The organism is Plantactinospora sp. CNZ321, from assembly GCF_004217235.1.
Genome location: NZ_SHKQ01000001.1, coordinates 3883780 through 3901926, shown reverse-complemented (window position 1 = coordinate 3901926; position 18147 = coordinate 3883780). Strand labels below are relative to the sequence as shown.

The following is an 18147-nucleotide window of genomic DNA, read 5'->3' as shown; positions in this document are numbered from 1 at the left end:
TTCGGTTTGTTCTTCCTTAGCTGTTGGTCCAGGCGTCGGCGACGAGGTCGGCGGCCTGGTCCTCCCACTGTGCGTACGCGTCGGGGTACGCGGAGACCTGTACCTTCTGCGCGGCCACGGTCAGCGGCAGGTTCTGCCAGCCGTCGATCTGCTTCAGTCCGGTGAGGAACGCGGTGGTGGAGTACTCGGGGTCGGTGATCTGTTCCACCGAGCCCCAGCCCGAGGACGGGCGCTGCTGGAACAGGCCCTGCGAGTCGTGGTCGTTACGGGCACCCAGGTGACCCAGGTTCTCCAGCTTCGACTCCTGCAGGCTGGTACCGACCGCGATCACCGCGGCCCGTTCGTCCAGGCCGGCCTTCTTGGTGGCCTTCACGATCGCCCTGACGTTGTCGGACTGCTCACCCGACAGCGGGATCCTCGACTGCTTGCCCTGCACACCGTGCGGTACCAGCTTGTCCCGCGACGGCTTACGATCCTTACTCTTGCGGTCCTTGTCCCGCTTGTCGTGCTTGAGGATGTCCTTGCCACCCTTGTCGTCCTTGTCGGCCAGGACCGACTGCGACACCGGGGTGCCGACATGCTCGGCAGCGGCCTGCGCGGCGACGGCCGGGCCGGCGACGGTACCGCCGACGAAGGCCAGACCAGCCACACCCAGGGCGGTCCTACGGATCAGGGAGGTCTGCTCGATGGCCGGGAGCCATCGGCTGAACATGGTGGTGTTCATGATGGTCTTCCTTCCAATCGGGGATGAACACCCCACCGGGGGGATGGGGTGTCATTGGAGGAGAGAGGGGTACGCCCACACACGGCTCCAGGGGGTGCCGGTACTCGGGCGAACACAGTATGTAACGACCGGTGGCCCGGGATCATTCCCCGGCGCCTGGCCACCAGTGCAGGTCACGACTGGTGGTACTCGGTCGCACGGGTGGTGTAACGACTGCCGGCCTGCCGACATTCCACCGACCACCCAGTCGATCATGAACTTCGGAGCAGAGATCCCTCGCGGACATCGCATCCGCGCCGCGCGAGCCCATCAGACATCTCGGCTTCCCCCGAGTCGCGCAGGATCCGGCCCGGCACGTCGCCGTGATCCGGGCATCGACCCCGAAGGCCCTGGTGTCCGATTGCGGCCCTGTCCACCGGATTCGCGTTCCGCCGTCTCAGACCTTGGTTCTCGGCGGATGTGACCGACCAGCCCACCCCTACAGCATCCTAGGACGATAGGCGGCTTGGGTGCCGCTCGATCTGATGAACAAAACACCCGTCGTAATGCGAAAACGCCCGGCGGGATCGCCTGCCACGCGCAGCTGCCGCGAACCAGGGCCAGCACGACAAGCATCTCCCACGCCACCCAATCGAGTGAAGTGCGGATAAGTCGACCGACCGGCGGCGGCAGCGGTACGGCCGGGTCGGGTTTAGCGGACCCGCACCCAGGGGAGACAGCGCCGCCACACACCGGGGACCTGCCCGCCGGGCGACCCACGACACCCGACGGCCACCGGTCCGCCGGGTGGTACCGGTGGCGACCATCCGCCCGGTGGTACCGGATCCCGACGCCGGGCCACCGAGCCGTGCGGTGACCGGGTCGGCCGCTCCGGCCACCTGGCGCGAAGACCGAGGCGGTCGAGGCGATAGGAAAAGAGCCGGACGAGGAGGAGCCGAGGTGGCCGACGCACGACGAGCAGGCCCGATTCGATCGACCGTCAGCCAGGGCAGACGGCCGGCGGACGGTCGAGGTGGCAGCAAGCGCACTCCCACGAGGCCCGCCGCCGCCCGCAAGGCGACCGGCGCGAAGAAGGCACCCACGAAGAGCGCCACGAGAGCGAAGAAGGTCGCCACCGCCACCCGACGAGCCACCGGGGCGACCGCGGCGAAGACCCCGGAGAAGCGGCCGTCGACCGTGGCGAAGGAGGCGAAGAAGGCCGCTCCGGCCACCCGGACCGCACCGTCGAAGCGGGTACCCGGCAGGAAGAGCACCGCCGAGAAGAGCACCGCGCGGAAGGGCACCACGGCTAAGAAGGCCACCGCCAAGAAGGCCACCGCGAAGACAGCCACCGCGGCGAAGGGTGCCCGCAGGAGTACGGCGAAGACGACGACGGCCCGGAGTGTGACGGGGTCGCGATAACCGTCCCGCGGGTGCTCCGGTAGCCAGTTCGGTCGCCTGGGAAGCGGATCCATCGATGTAGGTTCTTGTCGCCTCGCGTTGTCATGGTGGAAGATATCGCCGTGACCCGACTGTCGCGCCGCACCGTCCTGGCCGCCCCGCTGGTCCTCGGTCCACTGCTCGGCACGGCCCCGGCCGCCCGCGCCGCGACCCCGGCGAAGCGTGCCGAGCCACGCACCGCACATGTCGACGTCTCGGTGGCCACCCTGTGGGTGGAGCCCGGTCGGCACCGTCCCGTCGACCTGCCGTCCACCACGAACCCGGTCGACCTACGTGCCTGGACGGGCGGGATGACCCTCGCCGAGCGGCGTTGGCTCATCGGTGATCTGGAGACCCAGGCGACGTATGGGCAGCGGGTGCTGATCCTGGCGGAGCTCGGCGACTGGGTGCAGGTGGTCGTACCCGACCAGCCGACCCCCCGAGACGAGCGGGGCTACCCAGGCTGGCTGCCCAGGGTGCAGTTGACCGACGGGAAGACCTTCGGCCGCTTCGCGGGCCGCCCCTTCGCACTGGTGCGTACGCCCACCGCGTGGCTGTACGACGACCCGCACCGGACCCGCCGGGCGATGGAGTTGAGCTACAACACCAGGTTGCCGGTGCTGGCCCGGCTCGACCGGGCCGTACTGGTGGCCACCCCGAGCGACGGGGCCAGCTGGCTGGCCGCCTCGGACGTCTCGGTCTACCGCTCCTCCGCCGAGATCCCCCGGCCGACCGGCCCGGACGTGGTGGCGGCGAGCCGGATGTTCCTCGGACTGCCGTACCTGTGGGCGGGTACCGCAGGGTTCGGCTTCGACTGTTCCGGACTCACCCACTCCGTCTACGCCGCGCATGGCATCACCATCCCCCGCGACGCGCAGGACCAGGCCAACGCCGGCACCCCGGTCGCCCGGGACCAGCTCGCCGCCGGCGATCTCGTCTTCTTCGCCCGGAACAACGGCACCGGACGGGTGCACCACGTCGGCGTGTACGCGGGCGACGGCTACGTGGTCGACGCGCCGACCAACACCGACACCGAGGAGAGCGGCGTCGAGTACGTCGAGCTCGACCAGCACCGGTACGCCCACGAGTACGCCGGGGCGCGCCGCTACCTGTAGCGCGGCTCGCGGTTCGCCGGTGGTGGCGCGGCCGGCGGACATCGGTACATCGGTATGTCGGGGACCATCGTGGATGGATGGTGGGTGGTCGTCAAATCGACCGGGCGGCTCGCTCGGGGCGGTTGGCTCCGGCCGGTACGGCAGCCGTCCTCGGTCATCGCTCGACCCGCAGATGCCGAGGGCTATGGCTGACTGATGCGGCAGATGCGGGTGGGCAAGCCGTCTTCACATTGCGGATGCGGATCAGTAGCCTGGCCCGGTGACCGTGTTCCGGATCGGTGAGGCCGCAGAACTGCTCGGGGTCAGCGCCGACACGGTGCGCCGCTGGATCGACGGCGGACGGCTGCCCGCACTACGCGACGAGTACGGGCACCGGCTGATCGACGGGGCGACGCTCGCCGGGTTCGTCCAGGCACAGGCGGGCGAGCCCGCGGGGCGTGCCGAGGAGTCGTCGGCGCGCAACCGGCTGCGGGGCATCGTCACCGCCGTGGTCAAGGACACGGTGATGGCCCAGGTGGACATCCAGGCGGGACCGTTCCGGCTGGTTTCGCTGATGAGCCGCGAAGCCGTCGACGCCCTCGGGCTGGAGGTCGGCTCGGTGGCGGTCGCGGTGATCAAATCGACCACGGTCGTGGTGGAGAAGCCGGCGACGACGGCCGGCGGCCGAGCGAGGACCAGCGCGTGAGGGCCCGACGATTCCGTACCACGCTGGCCGCACTGACCGTCCTGGCGGTGCTGTGCCTGCCCGGCTGCGGCAGCGGCGGCGAGACCGCGAGCCCACCACCGGCCGGCGACGGTGCCCGGATCACCGGAGACGTCACGGTCTTCGCGGCGGCGTCGCTGGCCGAGTCGTTCACCCGGCTCGGCCGGGACTTCGAGGCGGCACACCCGGGCGTGCGGGTCAGCTTCAGCTTCGCCGGCAGTTCCGCGCTCGCCAACCAGATCAACCAGGGCGCGCCGGCGGACGTCTTCGCCGCCGCCGCGCCGGCCAACATGAAGACCGTCACCGACGCCGGTAACGGCGATGGCACCCCGGCTACTTTCGCGCGGAACCAACTCGTGATCGCCGTGCCGGAGGGCAATCCTGGCGGGCTGACCGGGCTGGCCGACCTGACCAGGCCCGGCGTCAAGGTGGCGCTCTGCGCCGAGCAGGTGCCGTGCGGCGCGGCGGCGAGGCGGGTGCTGACCGCCGCCGGGGTGCGGGTCACCCCGGTCACCCTGGAGCGGGACGTCAAGGCGGCGCTGTCGAAGTTGCGGCTGGGCGAGGTCGACGCGGCGCTGGTGTACCGGACCGACGTCAGAGCCGCCGGCGGCGACGTCGACGGAGTCGAGTTCCCCGAGTCGGCCGGTGCGGCCAACGAATACCCCATCGTACTGCTCAGCGACGCGCCGAACGTCAGGGCCGGGCGGGCGTTCGTCGACCTTGTACTCTCCGCCGCAGGCCTGGCGGTACTCACCGCCGCCGGATTCCAGGCGCCGTAGCCGGTGGCACTCCCGCACGACGTACCCGCGACGAGCCCGGCCGGAAGGGGCGGGGCAGCACGGCGGCGTCGACGTACCGGCCGGGTGCCGGCGGCGCTGCTCCTCCCGGCCGCGCTCGGACTGCTCTTCCTGGTGCTGCCGCTGGTCGGCCTGCTGGTACGCACGCCATGGAGCACCCTCCCGCACCGACTCGCCGAGCCGGAGGTGCTCACCGCGCTCCGGCTGTCGCTGCAGACCGCCACCCTGGCCACCCTGTTCTGCCTGCTCCTCGGCGTACCCCTGGCCTGGCTGCTCGCCCGGGTCGAGTTCCCCGGCCGCCGGGTCGTGCGCGCGCTGGTCACCGTTCCGCTGGTACTGCCACCGGTGGTCGGTGGCGTCGCCCTGCTGCTCGTCTTCGGCCGCCGTGGGCTGCTCGGCGGCTGGCTCGACGCCACCTTCGGGATCACCCTGCCGTTCAGCACCGCCGGCGTCGTCCTCGCCGAGGCGTTCGTCGCGATGCCTTTCCTGATCATCGCCGTCGAGGGGGCGCTACGCGGCGCCGACACCCGGTACGAGGAGGCGGCGGCCACCCTCGGCGCCGGCCGGTGGTCCGCCTTCACCCGGGTCACGCTGCCGCTCGTGGCCCCGGGCATCGCCGCCGGGACGGTACTGTGCTGGGCGCGGGCGCTCGGCGAGTTCGGCGCCACCATCACCTTCGCCGGCAACTTCCCGGGCCGGACCCAGACCATGCCGCTCGCCGTCTACCTGGCGCTGGAGACCGACCTGGAGGCGGCGATCGTGCTGAGCCTGCTGCTGCTCGCCGTTTCGGTGGCGATCCTGGCCAGCCTGCGGGACCGCTGGATCACCGGCCCATGACCGCCCTCTCGGTGACCCGGGCCGACGCCGAGGCCGGCACGCCACTGCTCGACGCACACCTGGTCGCCGACCGGGGCGCCTTCCGGCTCGACCTCGCGCTGCGGATCAGCGCCGGCGAGGTCGTCGCACTCCTCGGCCCGAACGGTGCCGGCAAGACCACGGCGCTGCGGGCCCTCGCCGGCCTGCTGCCACTCACCGGCGGGCGGATCACCCTCGCCGGCCGGGACCTCGATCGACCCGACCTGGACCGCTGGACACCGCCCGAGCGGCGGCCCATCGGCGTGGTCTTCCAGGACTATCTGCTCTTTCCGCACCTGACCGCGCTCGACAACGTCGCCTTCGGACCGCGTCGGCACGGTGCGGACCGCCGGCGGGCCCGGCGGTGTGCCGCCGAGTGGCTCGACCGGATGGGCCTGGCCGGACAGGCCCGGCGGAAACCACGGCAGCTCTCCGGTGGGCAGGCCCAGCGGGTCGCCCTGGCCCGCGCCCTCGCCGTCGACCCCGCACTCCTGCTCCTCGACGAGCCACTCGCCGCACTCGACGCCCGGACCCGGCTCGACACCCGTACCGAGCTGCAACGTCACCTCGCCGAGCATCCCGGCGCCACGCTGCTGGTCACGCACGATCCGCTCGACGCGCTCGTCCTCGCCGACCGGTTGATGATCGTGGAGCACGGCCGGGTCGTACAGGAGGGTGACGCCGCCACCATCACCGCACAACCCCGGACCGACTACGTCGCCCGGCTCGTCGGGCTCAACCTCTATCGCGGTCGGGGCGACGGTGCCATCGTGCGGATCAGCGACGACTTCTTCCTCACCACCACCGAGCATCCGCACGGCGACGTCTTCGTCGCCTTCCCACCCTCGGCCGTCGCCCTCTACCCGGGCCGCCCCGACGGCAGCCCCCGCAACATCTGGCCGGCCACCATCTCCGCCATCCAGCGACACGGGGACAACCTGCGGATCCAGCTGAGCGGCCCGGTCCAGGTCGCCGCCGACATCACCCCGGCCGCCGCCGCCCAGCTGCGGCTGGCTCCGGGGCAGCCGCTCTGGGCCGCGGTGAAGGCGACCGAGACCCGCGTCTACCCGGCGGCGGCCGGCGGGCTAGGGCGGCCGGGCCGGTAGGCGGTACGGCGGGTTCCCCCAGCCGTACCGCCCCCGCCGGTTCAGTTCGCGGTGCAGGACACCGTCGGCGCGCTGTTGGTGCCGTTCCACGACCCGAGGAAGCCGAAGGTCGTGCTCGCCCCGGCGGCGAGGTTGCCGTTGTAGCTCACGTTGCGGGCGGTCACGTTCGACCCGCTGCTGGTCACGGTCGCGTTCCAGGCCTGCGAGACGCGCTGGCCGTCGGCGAAGGTCCAGGTCACCGTCCAGCCGCTGACGGCCGAACCGCCGGCGGTCACCCGTACGTCGCCCTGGAAGCCACCCGTCCACTGACCGGTCACGGCGTACGTGGCGGTGCAGGCCCGGCTCCCGCCCGTCGGGGTGGCCGTGGGGGTCACCGGTCGGGTGGTCGTGGGCGTGACCGGCGGAGTGGTCGGGCCCGGTGTCACGCTGTCGTAGACGGTGGCCTGCCGGGCGGTCGCCCTGATGCCGTTGGCGCCGTTGAAGATCCGCTCGCCCCAGGTGGTGAGCTGGTTCGGGTCGAAGTTGGTGGCCATGTCGAGGATCGGGTCGGTGTTGCCACTCCACGACCAGCCGAGGTAGCCCAGGCCCCGGGCGTTCGCCTCGGACAGGATCGTGTCGTGGTCCACCTCACCCGAGTTGAACCGCCAGCCGAATTCGCCGATCACCAGCGGCCAACCGTTGGACCGGAAGCGGTCGAGGTAGTCCGTGATGCTGGCGGCGGTGTTGAACACCGCGTACATGTGGATCGAAAGCACGGTGTTGCGCTGGGTGTCGGCGTCCAGAATCGTCTGTGCGTTGTCCCGCATGACGTACTGCCAGTCCTGGCCCCAGTTGGGCGCGTCGACCATGAGCAGGTGCTGGAAGCCATTGCCGCGCATCCTGGCTATGGCCGAGGTGGTGGCGGCGGTCCACTGTCCGGCGTTGGTGTTGCCGATCGGCTCGTTGCCGATGTTGATGACGACGAAGTTCTCCTGCCCGACCAGCGCGCTCTTCTGGCTGATCCAGTAGTCGACCGCCTCGTCGAGCGAGGCGGCCGCACCCTCCTCGCCGTAGCCGGTGGTGTCGTGCACCTCCAGCACGCAGATCAGCCGGTTCTGCTTGCACAGCGAGATGACCTGACCGACGTCGGTGGACGGGCCCCACCGCTTGCCACTGCCGAGCACCACCCGCACGGTGTTGGCACCGAGCGCCTTGATGTCGGCGAATGCTCTGGTCTGGCTGGTGAACCAGACGTGCGGGTGGTTGACACCGCGCATGACGAACGTCTGGCCGTTTGCCTCGACGATGTTTCGGCCGCTGATGTGCAGGCCGACGGCGGCATCCGCCGGCCGTACGAACAGCAGTACGGAAGCGGCGACCGCGAGCAGCACGGCGCCGAAGGCAGCGAATCGTCTTTTCATGACCTACCTCGAGCTGAGGCCCCGGTATCGGGGCAGGGCGGGTTGGCCACGGGCGTGCGCCCCCGACGATCGCTGCCCTGCTCTCGGGGGTGGGTCGGGCACAGTCCATTGGCTCGTTACTGAATGATCCGGCTCGTGGACGCACGGTACGCTCCGCCGGAGCACAACGCAATCCGCACCTGTCGATGCGCCGGAGACGCCGAAGGCCGGACCCGGCTGGGTCCGGCCTTCGGTTTCCTTCCTCGGTTTGTTCTTCCTTAGCTGTTGGTCCAGGCGTCGGCTACCAGGTCGGCGGCCTGGTCCTCCCACTGTGCGTACGCGTCGGGGTACGCCGAGACCTGTACCTTCTGCGCGGCCACGGTCAGCGGCAGGTCCTGCCAGCCGTCAACCTGCTTCAGTCCGGTGAGGAACGCGGTGGCCCGGGATCATTCCCGAGGGCCCTCGCATCTGCCCAGGTCACAGGCGCTGATACTCAGCCGTACGCGTAATGTAACGACCCGCTGGCCGCCAACATTCCATCGTCGCCAAGTCGATCACGGGACCGAAATCGGCGGACGCGACGTCGCGCACGCCGCGACGGTGTCGACGACGTCAGACGTCGGCCAGGGGTACATCCGGGTCGGCGAGCCGAATCGGATCGAACGACCGCCGGGACCGGACCAGTTCCCCGATCTGGTCAGCCACGTCCCAGACGTTGACGTTCATGCCCGCAAGCACCCGCCCGGACGCGGTCCAGAACGCGATGAACTCGCGCCTGGACAGATCGCCCCGGACGATGACCTGGTCGTAGCTGCCTGGCGGGGCGTGGCCGGTGTACTCCATGCCCAGGTCGTACTGGTCGGTGAAGAAGTACGGCAGCCGGTCGTAGGCCACGTCCTGGCCGAGCATCGCCCGGGCGGCAGCCGGGCCGGAATTGCGGGCGTTGGACCAGTGCTCGACCCGGACATGCGTGCCGAGCAGCGGGTGGTAAGCGTTGGCGATGTCGCCGGCGGCGAAGATCTGCGGGTCGCTGGTACGCAGCGCCTGGTCGACGACGACCCCGTTCTCCACGGTCAGTCCGGCCCGCTCGGCCAGTTCGGTGTTGGGCGTGGCCCCGATGCCGACCACGACCGTGTCGGCAGGCAGTTCGGTGCCGCTGGAGAGCAGCACCGAGGCGACCCGGTCGATGCCCCGGATCTCGGTGATCTGGCTGCGCAGCTGGAACGTCACCCCGTGTTCGCGGTGCAGGTCGGCGAAGACGCCGGCCATCCCGGCGCCAAGTACTCTCCCGAGGGGCAGGTCGGAGGTTTCGACGACGGTCACGTCAGCACCCTTCTGCCGGGCGGCGGCGGCCACCTCCAGGCCGATCCAGCCACCGCCGGCGATGACGATGCGGGCACCCTCGGTGAGCGCGGCGGCGAGCCGGCCACTGTCGCCGAGCGTACGCAGCCGCAGCACCCCGTCGAGGTCGGTGCCGGTGACCGGTAGGTTCCGCGCGGTCGACCCGGTCGCCAGCAGCAGCCGGTGGTAGCCGATCCGCTCCCCGTCGGCGAGCACCACCTCGGCGGCCTCTCGGTCGATCCCGGTGACCCGGCTGCCGGTACGCAGTTCGATGTTCTGACCGGGGTACCAGTCCGCCTCGTGAAGGTAGACGCTGTCCCGGACGGCCGCGCCGAGCAGCAGGCCCTTGGACAGCGGCGGCCGCTCGTAGGGAGGTTCGGCTTCCTCCCCGAGGAGGACGATCGGACCGTCGTACCCCTCGCTGCGCAGGGTATGGGCCGCGCGGGCTCCGGCGAGCCCGGCCCCGACGATCACGAACGCGCGTTGGTCGGCCATGGTCTTCTCCGTTCTGGGTCTGTGGTGCGGCACCGGCCGGTACCGCCCGGTCGGTCGGTACCGCTGGTCGGGCCGGGCGGGTCGCCCGGCGGTACGGGCCGAATCCGGGCGGTTCACCCTGTGCCGAGTCGGGCGAGGGTGAAGAACTCGGTCCGCGACCGGGCGTCGTCACGCAGGGCGCCGAGCAGCGTGGAGGTGACGGTGCTGGCCCCGACCGCCTGCACACCGCGCAGCGTCATGCAGAGGTGTTCGGCGTCGATGACCACACCGACGCCCTTGGGCCGGAGCTGGCGGGCAAGCCAGTCGGCGATCTGTTTGGTGAGCCGTTCCTGGACCTGGGGCCCATGCGCGAACAGCTCCACCACGCGGGCCAGCTTGGACAGTCCGAGAATCCGTTCTCCCGGCAGATAACCGACGTGCGCCACCCCGAGGAACGGCAGGAGGTGGTGCTCGCAGACCGATCGGATCGGAATCGACCGGGCCAGTACCAGTTCGTCGTACCCCCCGTCATTGGCGAACGTGGTGAGCTGAAAGGCACGCGGGGTGAGTAGTTCGGCGTAGGCGCGTGCCATCCGGGCCGGCGTCTCCGCCAGTCCTTCCTTGTCGATGTCCACGCCGAGTGCGGTCAGAAACGTGGCGGCGGCGCGGCTGGCAGCGGCGATGTCACGGCGCGGCCGGTCGTGCGCCACGCGGATCGGGACGACCGACATGATCAGCTGACTCCGACGCCGGCAGCGGTGAGCAGCACCAGCACGAGTGTCGTGGCAGCGAGGAGACCGTGACCGACCACGACCGGAATCGGGAAACGCGCGTCGGTGCCGCCGTCCGAGCCACGTACCGAGGGAATCCAGCGGGCCAACATGGTGAAGCCGAGCAGGGCCACCGGCAGCAGCACCACGAACGCGGTCCAGGCCAGGACGTCGCCGCCGGCGACCAGGTAGACGATCCACAGCACCAGACCGATCGCGGCAAGGGCGAAGTGACCGAAGACCAGGCCCGGGGCGAGCCGGCTGGTGCCGCCCGGACGGTGTCCGCCCCCGGCGATCCACTTGCCGAGCATGACGAACCCGCCAACGGCGGTGAGTAGCCAAGTGATCAGTGCGGCAACGGCCATGGGAGTACTCCTGTTCTACTTCGTCGAGGGTTGTCGAGCATGGCGCGGCGGCCCGCGTCGCGACTCTGGTCGCGGCGGCGCGGTCGGGATCGACGATCATGTGCCCCTTGTGGACCGGTATCCCTCGGCCTGGGTGGCCTCGTCGGCCACCCTTACGCCGTAGCGGAAGGCCAGCTCGCCACCGAGGAAGCCGGCGACCGCCAGCCCGCCGAGTGCGGCGGCGGAGAGGGCCAGCAGCCCCCCGCCGACCGGACCGGCCGGCTGGTCGCCGCGCAGCACGAAGCCCAGCGCGTAAGCAGCGGTCACGGCGAGGTTGATCGCCATGTGCAGCAGAGCCGTACGGAAGACCCTGGTGCCAGCGGGAACCGCGAACAGATCGAGAAACCCCACCATGATGGCGGCCAGGGCTCCGAGCACGCCCAGACCGATCAACCAGCGCGAACCCTGCGCGGCGACCTGCGACTCGTCGACAACGCGGGAGGCGATGTCGAAGACGAAGCTGGCGGCCCAGGCACCGACCGGCACCGCCGCCAGCGCCGGGTGCAGGGGGTGTCCGTACGGTCCGGCGAGGCCGCTGACCGGTCGCTTCGCCTGTTTCATGTGGTGCACCAGGACCACCTTCAGGGATTTTCACCAACGGACATGGTTGCTAATCCCGATCCTGCACCGGTTACCGAATAAATTCAACAGTGCCTGCTAGTGATATTCTCTTGGGGTGGTCAACCGGTGGGATGCCCTGGCTGCCCTGGTGGATCGCTCCCGCCGGGCGCTCTACGAATACGTGCGCCGGGCCGACCACCCGGTCAGCCGGGAGGAGGCCGCCACGGCGGCCCGCATCTCCCGCGGCTTGGCCGCCTTCCACCTGGACAAGCTGGTCGAGACGGGATGGCTACAGGCCCGCTACGAGGCTCCGTCCGACCAGCCCAGAGGACGGGGACGCGCGCCGAAGGTCTACGAGCCTGCCGGCGACGGGCTGGCCGTCACCATCCCCGAGCGCCGCTATGAACTGATCGCCGAGATCCTCGCTGACGCCGTCGCCGAGGATCCGGCGCACGCCGAGGACGCGGCCCGGCGCCGCGCGTACCAGCGGGGGCGTGACCTCGGCAGCGAGCTGCGGGCCGGCGGCGTGGATCTCGGTGCGGCCCTGGCCGGGCTGGGCTTCGAGCCGGAGCTGACGTCCGGCACCGTCCTGTTGCGCAACTGCCCCTTCCACACCCTCGCAATGCGACACACCGCCCTGGTCTGCGGGATCAACCACACGTTCCTCACCGGGCTGGCCGAAGGGCTCGACGCGGACGTGCGGGCGTTGCTGGCCCCCCGGCCCCGCGCCTGCTGCGTCGAACTGACATCCGCGGAGGCCGGGCCGACCAACCCGCAGCGGGGGTAGCGGACGCTCCCGGGCCCGGCAGGTGCACGATAGGAGCCGTGTCGACCCGCCGAGGAGGTACCCCGTGGCGCTACTGCCCGACCGCTTGACCGAGACGCTCCGGAAGGGTCAGCTCGACGGCCTGCACGGGGCCGTGGTGGTCCGTGCCGGCGAGATTCTGTTGGAGTACCACGGCACGGGCGAGGACTTCGCCTGGAACCACCCGCTCGGCGTGGTCGAGTTCGGCCCCGACACGCTGCACGATCTCCGGTCGGTCACCAAGAGCGTGACCGCGCTGCTGTACGGCATCGCGCTCGGCGACGGCCTGGTGCCCGACCCCGCGGCGCCGCTCCTGCCACGGTTCCCGGAGTACCCCGAGTTGGCGGCCGACCCGGCGCTGGCCCGGCTCACCGTCGAGCACGCGCTGACGATGTCGCTCGGCCTGGAATGGCGCGAGGATGTCCCGTACGACAGCCCGGCCAACGCCGAGATCGCGATGGAACTGGCGCCGGACCGGTACCGCTACGTGTTGACGCGGCCGGTCCTCGAACCACCCGGCACCCGGTGGCACTACTGCGGTGGCGCGACGGCGCTGCTCGGCCGGCTCATCGCCGACGGCACCGGGCAGTCGCTGGCCGAGTACGGCGACTCGGCCCTGTTCGCGCCGCTGGGGATCAAGGACGTCGTCTGGATGTTCGGCGCGGACGGGGTGCCCTCGGCCGCGTCCGGGCTCCGGCTCACCCCCCGTGACCTGGCCAGGATCGGCGAGCTGGTGCTTGCCGGAGGCGTGTGGCAGGGCCACCGGATCGTCCCCGCCGACTGGATCCAGACGATGCTCCGGCCCCGCCTGCGGACCACCTGGGGGGCCGAGTACGGATACCACTGGTATCTCGACGTCGTTGCCGGTCATCGGCTCGTCTCCGGCAACGGCAACGGCGGTCAGCGCCTGGTCGTCATCCCGGAGCAGGACCTGGTCGTCGCCATCACCGCCGGCAACTACGACCACCCTGACCAGTGGCGGACTCCCGCGACCCTGCTGGAGCAGGTCGTCCTGCCCGCGCTGGACTGAGGTTCGCACCTCGGGCAGCCGTTGACCCGGACCGGCTCCGGCGACAGGGCGGCGCCGCGCGCGGTACGGTCGGTCGGTGGACCAGGCCGAGGAGGGCGCCCGGATCGGCGCCACGCTGACCGGTTGGCTGAACCGGCTGACGTTCACCGACCAGACGGGTGACGAGGTCACCGTGCTGCTGATCGATTCGGTGGCGGCCTGGGCCCTGGCGCAGGGCTGGCGGGTGTACCGGCGGGCCGCCAGCGTGATGCGGCTGCCGCCGCCGTACGAGCACCGGCACTCCATAGTGGACGTCGGATGCGCCCGGCCGGACGGCGCGCCGGTCGTGGTCGAGGTCGACCATTCCGACCGGCGCCGTTCGATCGACAAACTCGAACTGGAGGCGGCGGCCGGTCGGATCGCCGTCTGGCTGCGCTGGGGTGACCGCCCGTTCGAGGCGCCGCCGGCGCCGATCGCCATGGTGCCGTTCCGGGTCACCTCCCGGGCCGGCCGCAACGGGTCGGGACGGTGGTATTCGAGGCTGCCGGCAACCCAGCGGCCGGCGCCGGCACATCTGGTCGGGGACGTGGCACTCGGCGAGCAGGTGGACCTCTTCCCCGCCCCCGGGACGGCCGATCAGCCCGATCCGGCCCGGCGCTGACCGGCCGGGTCAGCCGCGCTTCATCAGCCGCCCGACCGCGGCCATCATCTCGGTGGCCATCTCGTCGGCCCGACCCTCGGCGGCACCCTCGTGCATGCAGTGCCGGGCGTGCCCGTCCAGCAGGCCGAGCGCGACCTTGTCCAGCGCGGCCTGGATGGCGGAGATCTGGGTCAGCACGTCGATGCAGTACCTGTCGTCCTCGACCATCCGCTCGATTCCCCGGACCTGTCCCTCGACCCGGCGCAGCCGCGCGAGCAACTGGTCCTTGCTGGCGGTGTAACCGCGAATCGGGGTCCCCGGAGGTGTCGTCATGCCCCAAGCATAGCTAACCCCCCGGGGGTATGTTAGGGTCCTGGTGGCGGATACCCCCGAGGGGTAAACTCGACCGGCCCATACCCCCAGGGGGTATGGTCGGAACCGGAAGGGAGAACTTGCAATGATCACCCAGAGCTACCAGGTCAAGGGCATGACCTGCGGCCACTGCGCCAACGCGGTCAGCACCGAGGTCGGCGCGATCCCGGGCGTGACCGGGGTGAACGTCGACCTGGCCTCCGGCGCGGTCACCGTCACCAGCAACGATCCGGTGGACCCGGAGCGGCTTCGCGCCGCCGTCGACGAGGCCGGTTACGAACTCGTTGCTCCCTGACCACCGACCAGAAGAACTCTTCCTGACCACACCCACCGAAGCCTTCCCCGACCAGACCCGCCCGGAAGAAACCAGGTAGCACGATGAACACCGCGACGAAGTTGGGCGCCTTCGCGCTCGGGCTCGTGACAGTGTTCGGCGCGGCGTACGGGACCGGCCGGCTCGCCGGCCCCGTACACACCGCCGAGCCGGGCCGCTCCGCCCACTCGACCGGCCACGGCACCGAGGCGACCGGCACGACGGAACTTCCCGGCGGGCTGCTCGTCTCCGACCGGGGGTACACGCTCACCGCCGTACCGGCCCCGGCCGGCGAGTTCGCGTTCCGGATCGTCGGACCGGACGGCCAGCCGGTGACCGACTACGACGTGGCACACGACAAGCGGATGCACCTGATCGTCGCCCGCCGGGACCTCTCCGGCTTCCGGCACGTGCATCCGGAGATGAGCGCCGACGGCACCTGGCGGATCGCCTCGCCGCTGGGCGGTCCCGGAAGCTGGCGGGTGTTCGCGGACTTCGCACCCAGCGGCGCGGAGGCCCTCACCCTCGGGCTCGACGTCGCGGTGGCCGGTGACTTCCACCCCCGGCCGCTGCCGGCCCCGGCGCCCACCGCCGAGGTCGACGGGTACCGGGTACGCCTCGACGGCACCCTGGCGCCGGGCCGGACCGGCGAGCTGACCCTGACCGTCAGCCGCGACGGGCGACCCGTCACCGACCTGGAGCCCTACCTCGGCGCGTACGGGCACCTGGTCGCACTCCGCGAGGGCGACCTGGCGTACCTGCACGTGCACCCGGACGGCGCGCCCGGCGACGGCCGCACACCCGCCGGACCCGGGATCACCTTCTTCGCCGACGTCCCCTCGGCCGGCACCTACCGGCTGTATCTCGACTTCCGGCACGGCGGCACCGTCCGCACCGCCGAGTTCACCGTGACCGCCGGCCATCCGGCCCAGCCCGCTGCCGCCGGCACGCCGAGCGGCGCTCCGACACCTGAACGGCCCGCGCCGGCGACCACCGCCGGGACCGACGGACCGGGGCACGGCGAGCCGGGCCACGGACACGACTAGCGCAGGAGGCAGCAATGGCACCGGCAGCCGGGCGTCCACCCGTGGCGCCCAACCGGATCGAACTGAAGATCGGCGGGATGACCTGCGCCTCCTGTGCCAGCCGGATCGAGAAGAAACTCAACCGGCTCGACGGGGTGATCGCCACGGTCAACTACGCCACCGAGAAGGCGACGGTCACCTTCGACGACAGCCGTACCCCGGAGGAACTCATCGCCACGGTGGAGAAGACCGGCTACACCGCCGCGCTCCCACCGCCACCCCGCCCGGCCGGCGGGCCCGGCTCCGAGCCGGATGCACCCGTCGACCAGCTGCGTACGCTGCGTACCCGGCTGCTGGTGTCGCTGGTGCTTACCGTGCCGGTGATCGCCCTGGCGATGGTGCCGGCCTGGCAGTTCGACTACTGGCAGTGGCTCTCGCTCACCCTCGCCGCGCCGGTCGTCGCGTACGGCGGGCTGCCCTTCCACCGGGCCGCCTGGATCAACCTGCGGCACGGTGCCGCCACGATGGACACCCTGGTCTCGCTCGGTACGCTCGCCGCGCTCGGCTGGTCGGTGTGGGCGCTCTTCCTCGGCACCGCCGGCACGCCCGGCATGACGCATCCGTTCAGTTTCGACATCGGGCGAAGCGACGGGTCCGGCAACATCTACCTGGAGACCGCGGCCGGGGTGACCCTCTTCATCCTGGCCGGCCGCTACTTCGAGGTCCGGTCCAAGCGCCGGGCCGGCACCGCGCTGCGAGCCCTGCTCGAACTCGGCGCCAAGGAGGTGACGGTACTCCGCGACGGCACCGAGGTCCGGGTCGCCCTCGACCAGCTCGCGGTCGGTGACCGCTTCGTGGTCCGTCCCGGCGAGAAGATCGCCACCGACGGCCTGGTCGAGGCCGGCTCCTCCGCCGTCGACGTCAGCATGCTGACCGGGGAGTCGGTGCCGGTGGAGGTCGCCCCCGGCGACCGGGTGGTCGGGGCGACGGTCAACGCCGGAGGCCGGCTCGTCGTCCGGGCCACCCGAGTGGGGGCCGAGACCCAGCTCGCCCAGATGGCGGCCCTGGTCGAACGGGCCCAGACCGGCAAGGCCCAGGTGCAGCGCCTGGCGGACCGGATCTCCGGGGTGTTCGTGCCGATCGTGATCGCCCTCGCCGTCGCCACCCTCGGCTTCTGGCTCGGCTCCGGTGGCGGCGTCACCGCCGCGTTCACCGCCGCCGTCGCGGTGCTGATCATCGCCTGCCCCTGCGCGCTCGGGCTCGCCACCCCGACGGCGCTGCTGGTCGGCACCGGCCGGGGTGCCCAGCTCGGCATCCTGATCAAGGGGCCGGAGGTGCTGGAGTCGACCCGGCGGGTGGAGACCGTGGTGCTGGACAAGACCGGCACCGTGACCACCGGACGGATGACGCTGACCGACGTCCTGCCGGCCGACGGGGAGGACCCGGACGAACTGCTGCGGCTGGCCGGCGCCCTGGAGCACGCCTCCGAGCATCCGATCGCCCGCGCGGTCGCCCGCGCCGCCGCCGAGCGGACCGGGCCGCACCCCGAGGTCGCCGGGTTCGCCAACGTCGAAGGGCTCGGCGTGACCGGCACCGTCGACGGCCGGGCGGTCACGGTGGGCCGGCCGCGCCTGCTGGCCGACCGCGGTCTCGACCTGCCCGGCACGCTCGGGCCGGCGGTCGCGGACGCCGAGGCCGCCGGCCGGACCGTGGTGCTGGCCGGCTGGGACGGCCAGGTGCGCGGCGCCCTGGTGGTGGCCGACGCGATCAAGCCGACCAGCCGCGAGGCGGTCGCCGGGCTACGCCGGCTCGGCCTCACCCCGGTGCTGCTCACCGGCGACAACGGCGCGGTCGCCCGGTCGGTCGCCGCCGAGGTCGGCATCGACGAGGTGATCGCCGAGGTACTGCCGGCCGACAAGCTCGACGTGGTCAAGCGGCTCCAGGCCGAGGGCCGGGTGGTCGCGATGATCGGGGACGGCGTCAACGACGCGGCGGCGCTCGCCCAGGCGGACCTGGGCCTGGCCATGGGCACGGGTACGGACGTGGCGATCGAGGCCGCCGATCTGACCCTGGTCCGCGGTGACCTGACCGCGGCCGTCGACGCGATCCGGCTGTCCCGGGCGACGCTGCGGGTGATCCGGGGCAACCTGTTCTGGGCGTTCGCCTACAACGTCGCCGCGTTGCCGCTGGCCGCGATCGGGATGCTCAATCCGATGATCGCGGGTGCGGCGATGGCGTTCTCGTCGGTCTTCGTCGTCGGCAACTCGCTGCGGCTGCGCCGATTCACGCCGTACCGGCAGGTGCCGGCGCCCGCTCCGGGCGGGTGACCGGCGAC

Annotated in this window: 19 protein-coding genes; 12 read left to right on the top strand and 7 right to left on the bottom strand. The window is 71.5% G+C overall.

Annotated elements, in window-relative coordinates; genetic code table 11:
• Positions 1-16 precede the first annotated feature (16 nt).
• Positions 17-724, bottom strand: a complete 708-nt coding sequence (locus EV371_RS17100) for a hypothetical protein (protein WP_486484656.1) — start codon at positions 722-724, stop codon at positions 17-19.
• Between the two features lie 939 nt (positions 725-1663).
• On the opposite strand from EV371_RS17100, the gene EV371_RS17095 reads away from it, so the two are divergent.
• From EV371_RS17095 to EV371_RS17070, 6 genes are all read left to right on the top strand, one after another.
• Positions 1664-2125 (top strand): hypothetical protein, encoded by a 462-nt coding sequence (locus EV371_RS17095; protein WP_130462921.1) that lies wholly within the window; start codon positions 1664-1666, stop codon positions 2123-2125.
• A gap of 101 nt (positions 2126-2226) precedes the next feature.
• The gene (locus EV371_RS17090; protein WP_207230521.1) at positions 2227-3258 is read left to right on the top strand and encodes an NlpC/P60 family protein; all 1032 of its coding nucleotides are present in this window, start codon (positions 2227-2229) and stop codon (positions 3256-3258) included.
• A 259-nt stretch (positions 3259-3517) separates the two neighbouring features.
• Positions 3518-3943, top strand: coding sequence for a TOBE domain-containing protein (locus EV371_RS17085; RefSeq protein ID WP_130462919.1), 426 nt, complete (start codon positions 3518-3520; stop codon positions 3941-3943).
• The gene (gene modA, locus EV371_RS17080; RefSeq protein WP_130462918.1) at positions 3940-4740 is read left to right on the top strand and encodes a molybdate ABC transporter substrate-binding protein; all 801 of its coding nucleotides are present in this window, start codon (positions 3940-3942) and stop codon (positions 4738-4740) included. The genes EV371_RS17085 and modA overlap by 4 nt, the downstream gene beginning before the upstream one ends.
• A gap of 3 nt (positions 4741-4743) precedes the next feature.
• Complete coding sequence (locus EV371_RS17075; RefSeq protein ID WP_130462917.1) at positions 4744-5595, top strand: ABC transporter permease; 852 nt, start codon at positions 4744-4746, stop codon at positions 5593-5595.
• Positions 5592-6719, top strand: a complete 1128-nt coding sequence (locus tag EV371_RS17070) for an ATP-binding cassette domain-containing protein (protein ID WP_130462916.1) — start codon at positions 5592-5594, stop codon at positions 6717-6719. Before EV371_RS17075 ends, EV371_RS17070 begins: the two co-directional genes overlap by 4 nt.
• Positions 6720-6760: 41 nt before the next feature.
• Here the strand turns inward: EV371_RS17070 and EV371_RS17065 are convergent, their stop codons facing one another.
• The 5 genes from EV371_RS17065 to EV371_RS17045 all read right to left on the bottom strand — a co-directional run bounded on the left by EV371_RS17065 (position 6761) and on the right by EV371_RS17045 (position 11648).
• Complete coding sequence (locus EV371_RS17065) at positions 6761-8119, bottom strand: cellulase family glycosylhydrolase (RefSeq protein ID WP_130462915.1); 1359 nt, start codon at positions 8117-8119, stop codon at positions 6761-6763.
• Positions 8120-8710: 591 nt separating this feature from the next.
• Complete coding sequence (locus EV371_RS17060; RefSeq protein ID WP_130462914.1) at positions 8711-9934, bottom strand: FAD-dependent oxidoreductase; 1224 nt, start codon at positions 9932-9934, stop codon at positions 8711-8713.
• A gap of 113 nt (positions 9935-10047) precedes the next feature.
• Positions 10048-10644, bottom strand: coding sequence for a GTP cyclohydrolase I FolE (gene folE, locus EV371_RS17055; RefSeq protein ID WP_130462913.1), 597 nt, complete (start codon positions 10642-10644; stop codon positions 10048-10050).
• 2 nt (positions 10645-10646) lie between these two features.
• Positions 10647-11048 (bottom strand): hypothetical protein, encoded by a 402-nt coding sequence (locus EV371_RS17050; protein ID WP_130462912.1) that lies wholly within the window; start codon positions 11046-11048, stop codon positions 10647-10649.
• A gap of 96 nt (positions 11049-11144) precedes the next feature.
• Entirely contained in the window at positions 11145-11648 is a 504-nt protein-coding gene (locus EV371_RS17045; protein ID WP_130465992.1) for a DUF2231 domain-containing protein, read from the bottom strand.
• A 115-nt stretch (positions 11649-11763) separates the two neighbouring features.
• Here EV371_RS17045 and EV371_RS17040 point away from each other — a divergent pair, with 115 nt between their 5' ends.
• The 3 genes from EV371_RS17040 to EV371_RS17030 all read left to right on the top strand — a co-directional run bounded on the left by EV371_RS17040 (position 11764) and on the right by EV371_RS17030 (position 14123).
• Entirely contained in the window at positions 11764-12435 is a 672-nt protein-coding gene (locus tag EV371_RS17040; protein WP_130462911.1) for a helix-turn-helix domain-containing protein, read from the top strand.
• A gap of 73 nt (positions 12436-12508) precedes the next feature.
• Positions 12509-13483 carry a serine hydrolase domain-containing protein gene (locus EV371_RS17035; RefSeq protein ID WP_486484946.1) on the top strand — a complete coding sequence of 325 codons (975 nt, stop codon included), beginning with the start codon at positions 12509-12511 and terminating at the stop codon, positions 13481-13483.
• Positions 13484-13559: 76 nt separating this feature from the next.
• A complete protein-coding gene (locus EV371_RS17030; protein ID WP_349337522.1) occupies positions 13560-14123 on the top strand; it encodes a hypothetical protein in 564 nt (187 codons plus the stop codon).
• 9 nt (positions 14124-14132) lie between these two features.
• Here the strand turns inward: EV371_RS17030 and EV371_RS17025 are convergent, their stop codons facing one another.
• Complete coding sequence (locus tag EV371_RS17025) at positions 14133-14435, bottom strand: metal-sensing transcriptional repressor (protein WP_130462909.1); 303 nt, start codon at positions 14433-14435, stop codon at positions 14133-14135.
• Between the two features lie 124 nt (positions 14436-14559).
• Here EV371_RS17025 and EV371_RS17020 point away from each other — a divergent pair, with 124 nt between their 5' ends.
• The 3 genes from EV371_RS17020 to EV371_RS17010 all read left to right on the top strand — a co-directional run bounded on the left by EV371_RS17020 (position 14560) and on the right by EV371_RS17010 (position 18139).
• Positions 14560-14769 carry a cation transporter gene (locus EV371_RS17020; protein WP_130462908.1) on the top strand — a complete coding sequence of 70 codons (210 nt, stop codon included), beginning with the start codon at positions 14560-14562 and terminating at the stop codon, positions 14767-14769.
• An 83-nt stretch (positions 14770-14852) separates the two neighbouring features.
• A complete protein-coding gene (locus EV371_RS17015) occupies positions 14853-15833 on the top strand; it encodes a hypothetical protein (RefSeq protein ID WP_130462907.1) in 981 nt (326 codons plus the stop codon).
• A gap of 14 nt (positions 15834-15847) precedes the next feature.
• Complete coding sequence (locus EV371_RS17010; RefSeq protein WP_130462906.1) at positions 15848-18139, top strand: heavy metal translocating P-type ATPase; 2292 nt, start codon at positions 15848-15850, stop codon at positions 18137-18139.
• Positions 18140-18147: the final 8 nt, after the last annotated feature.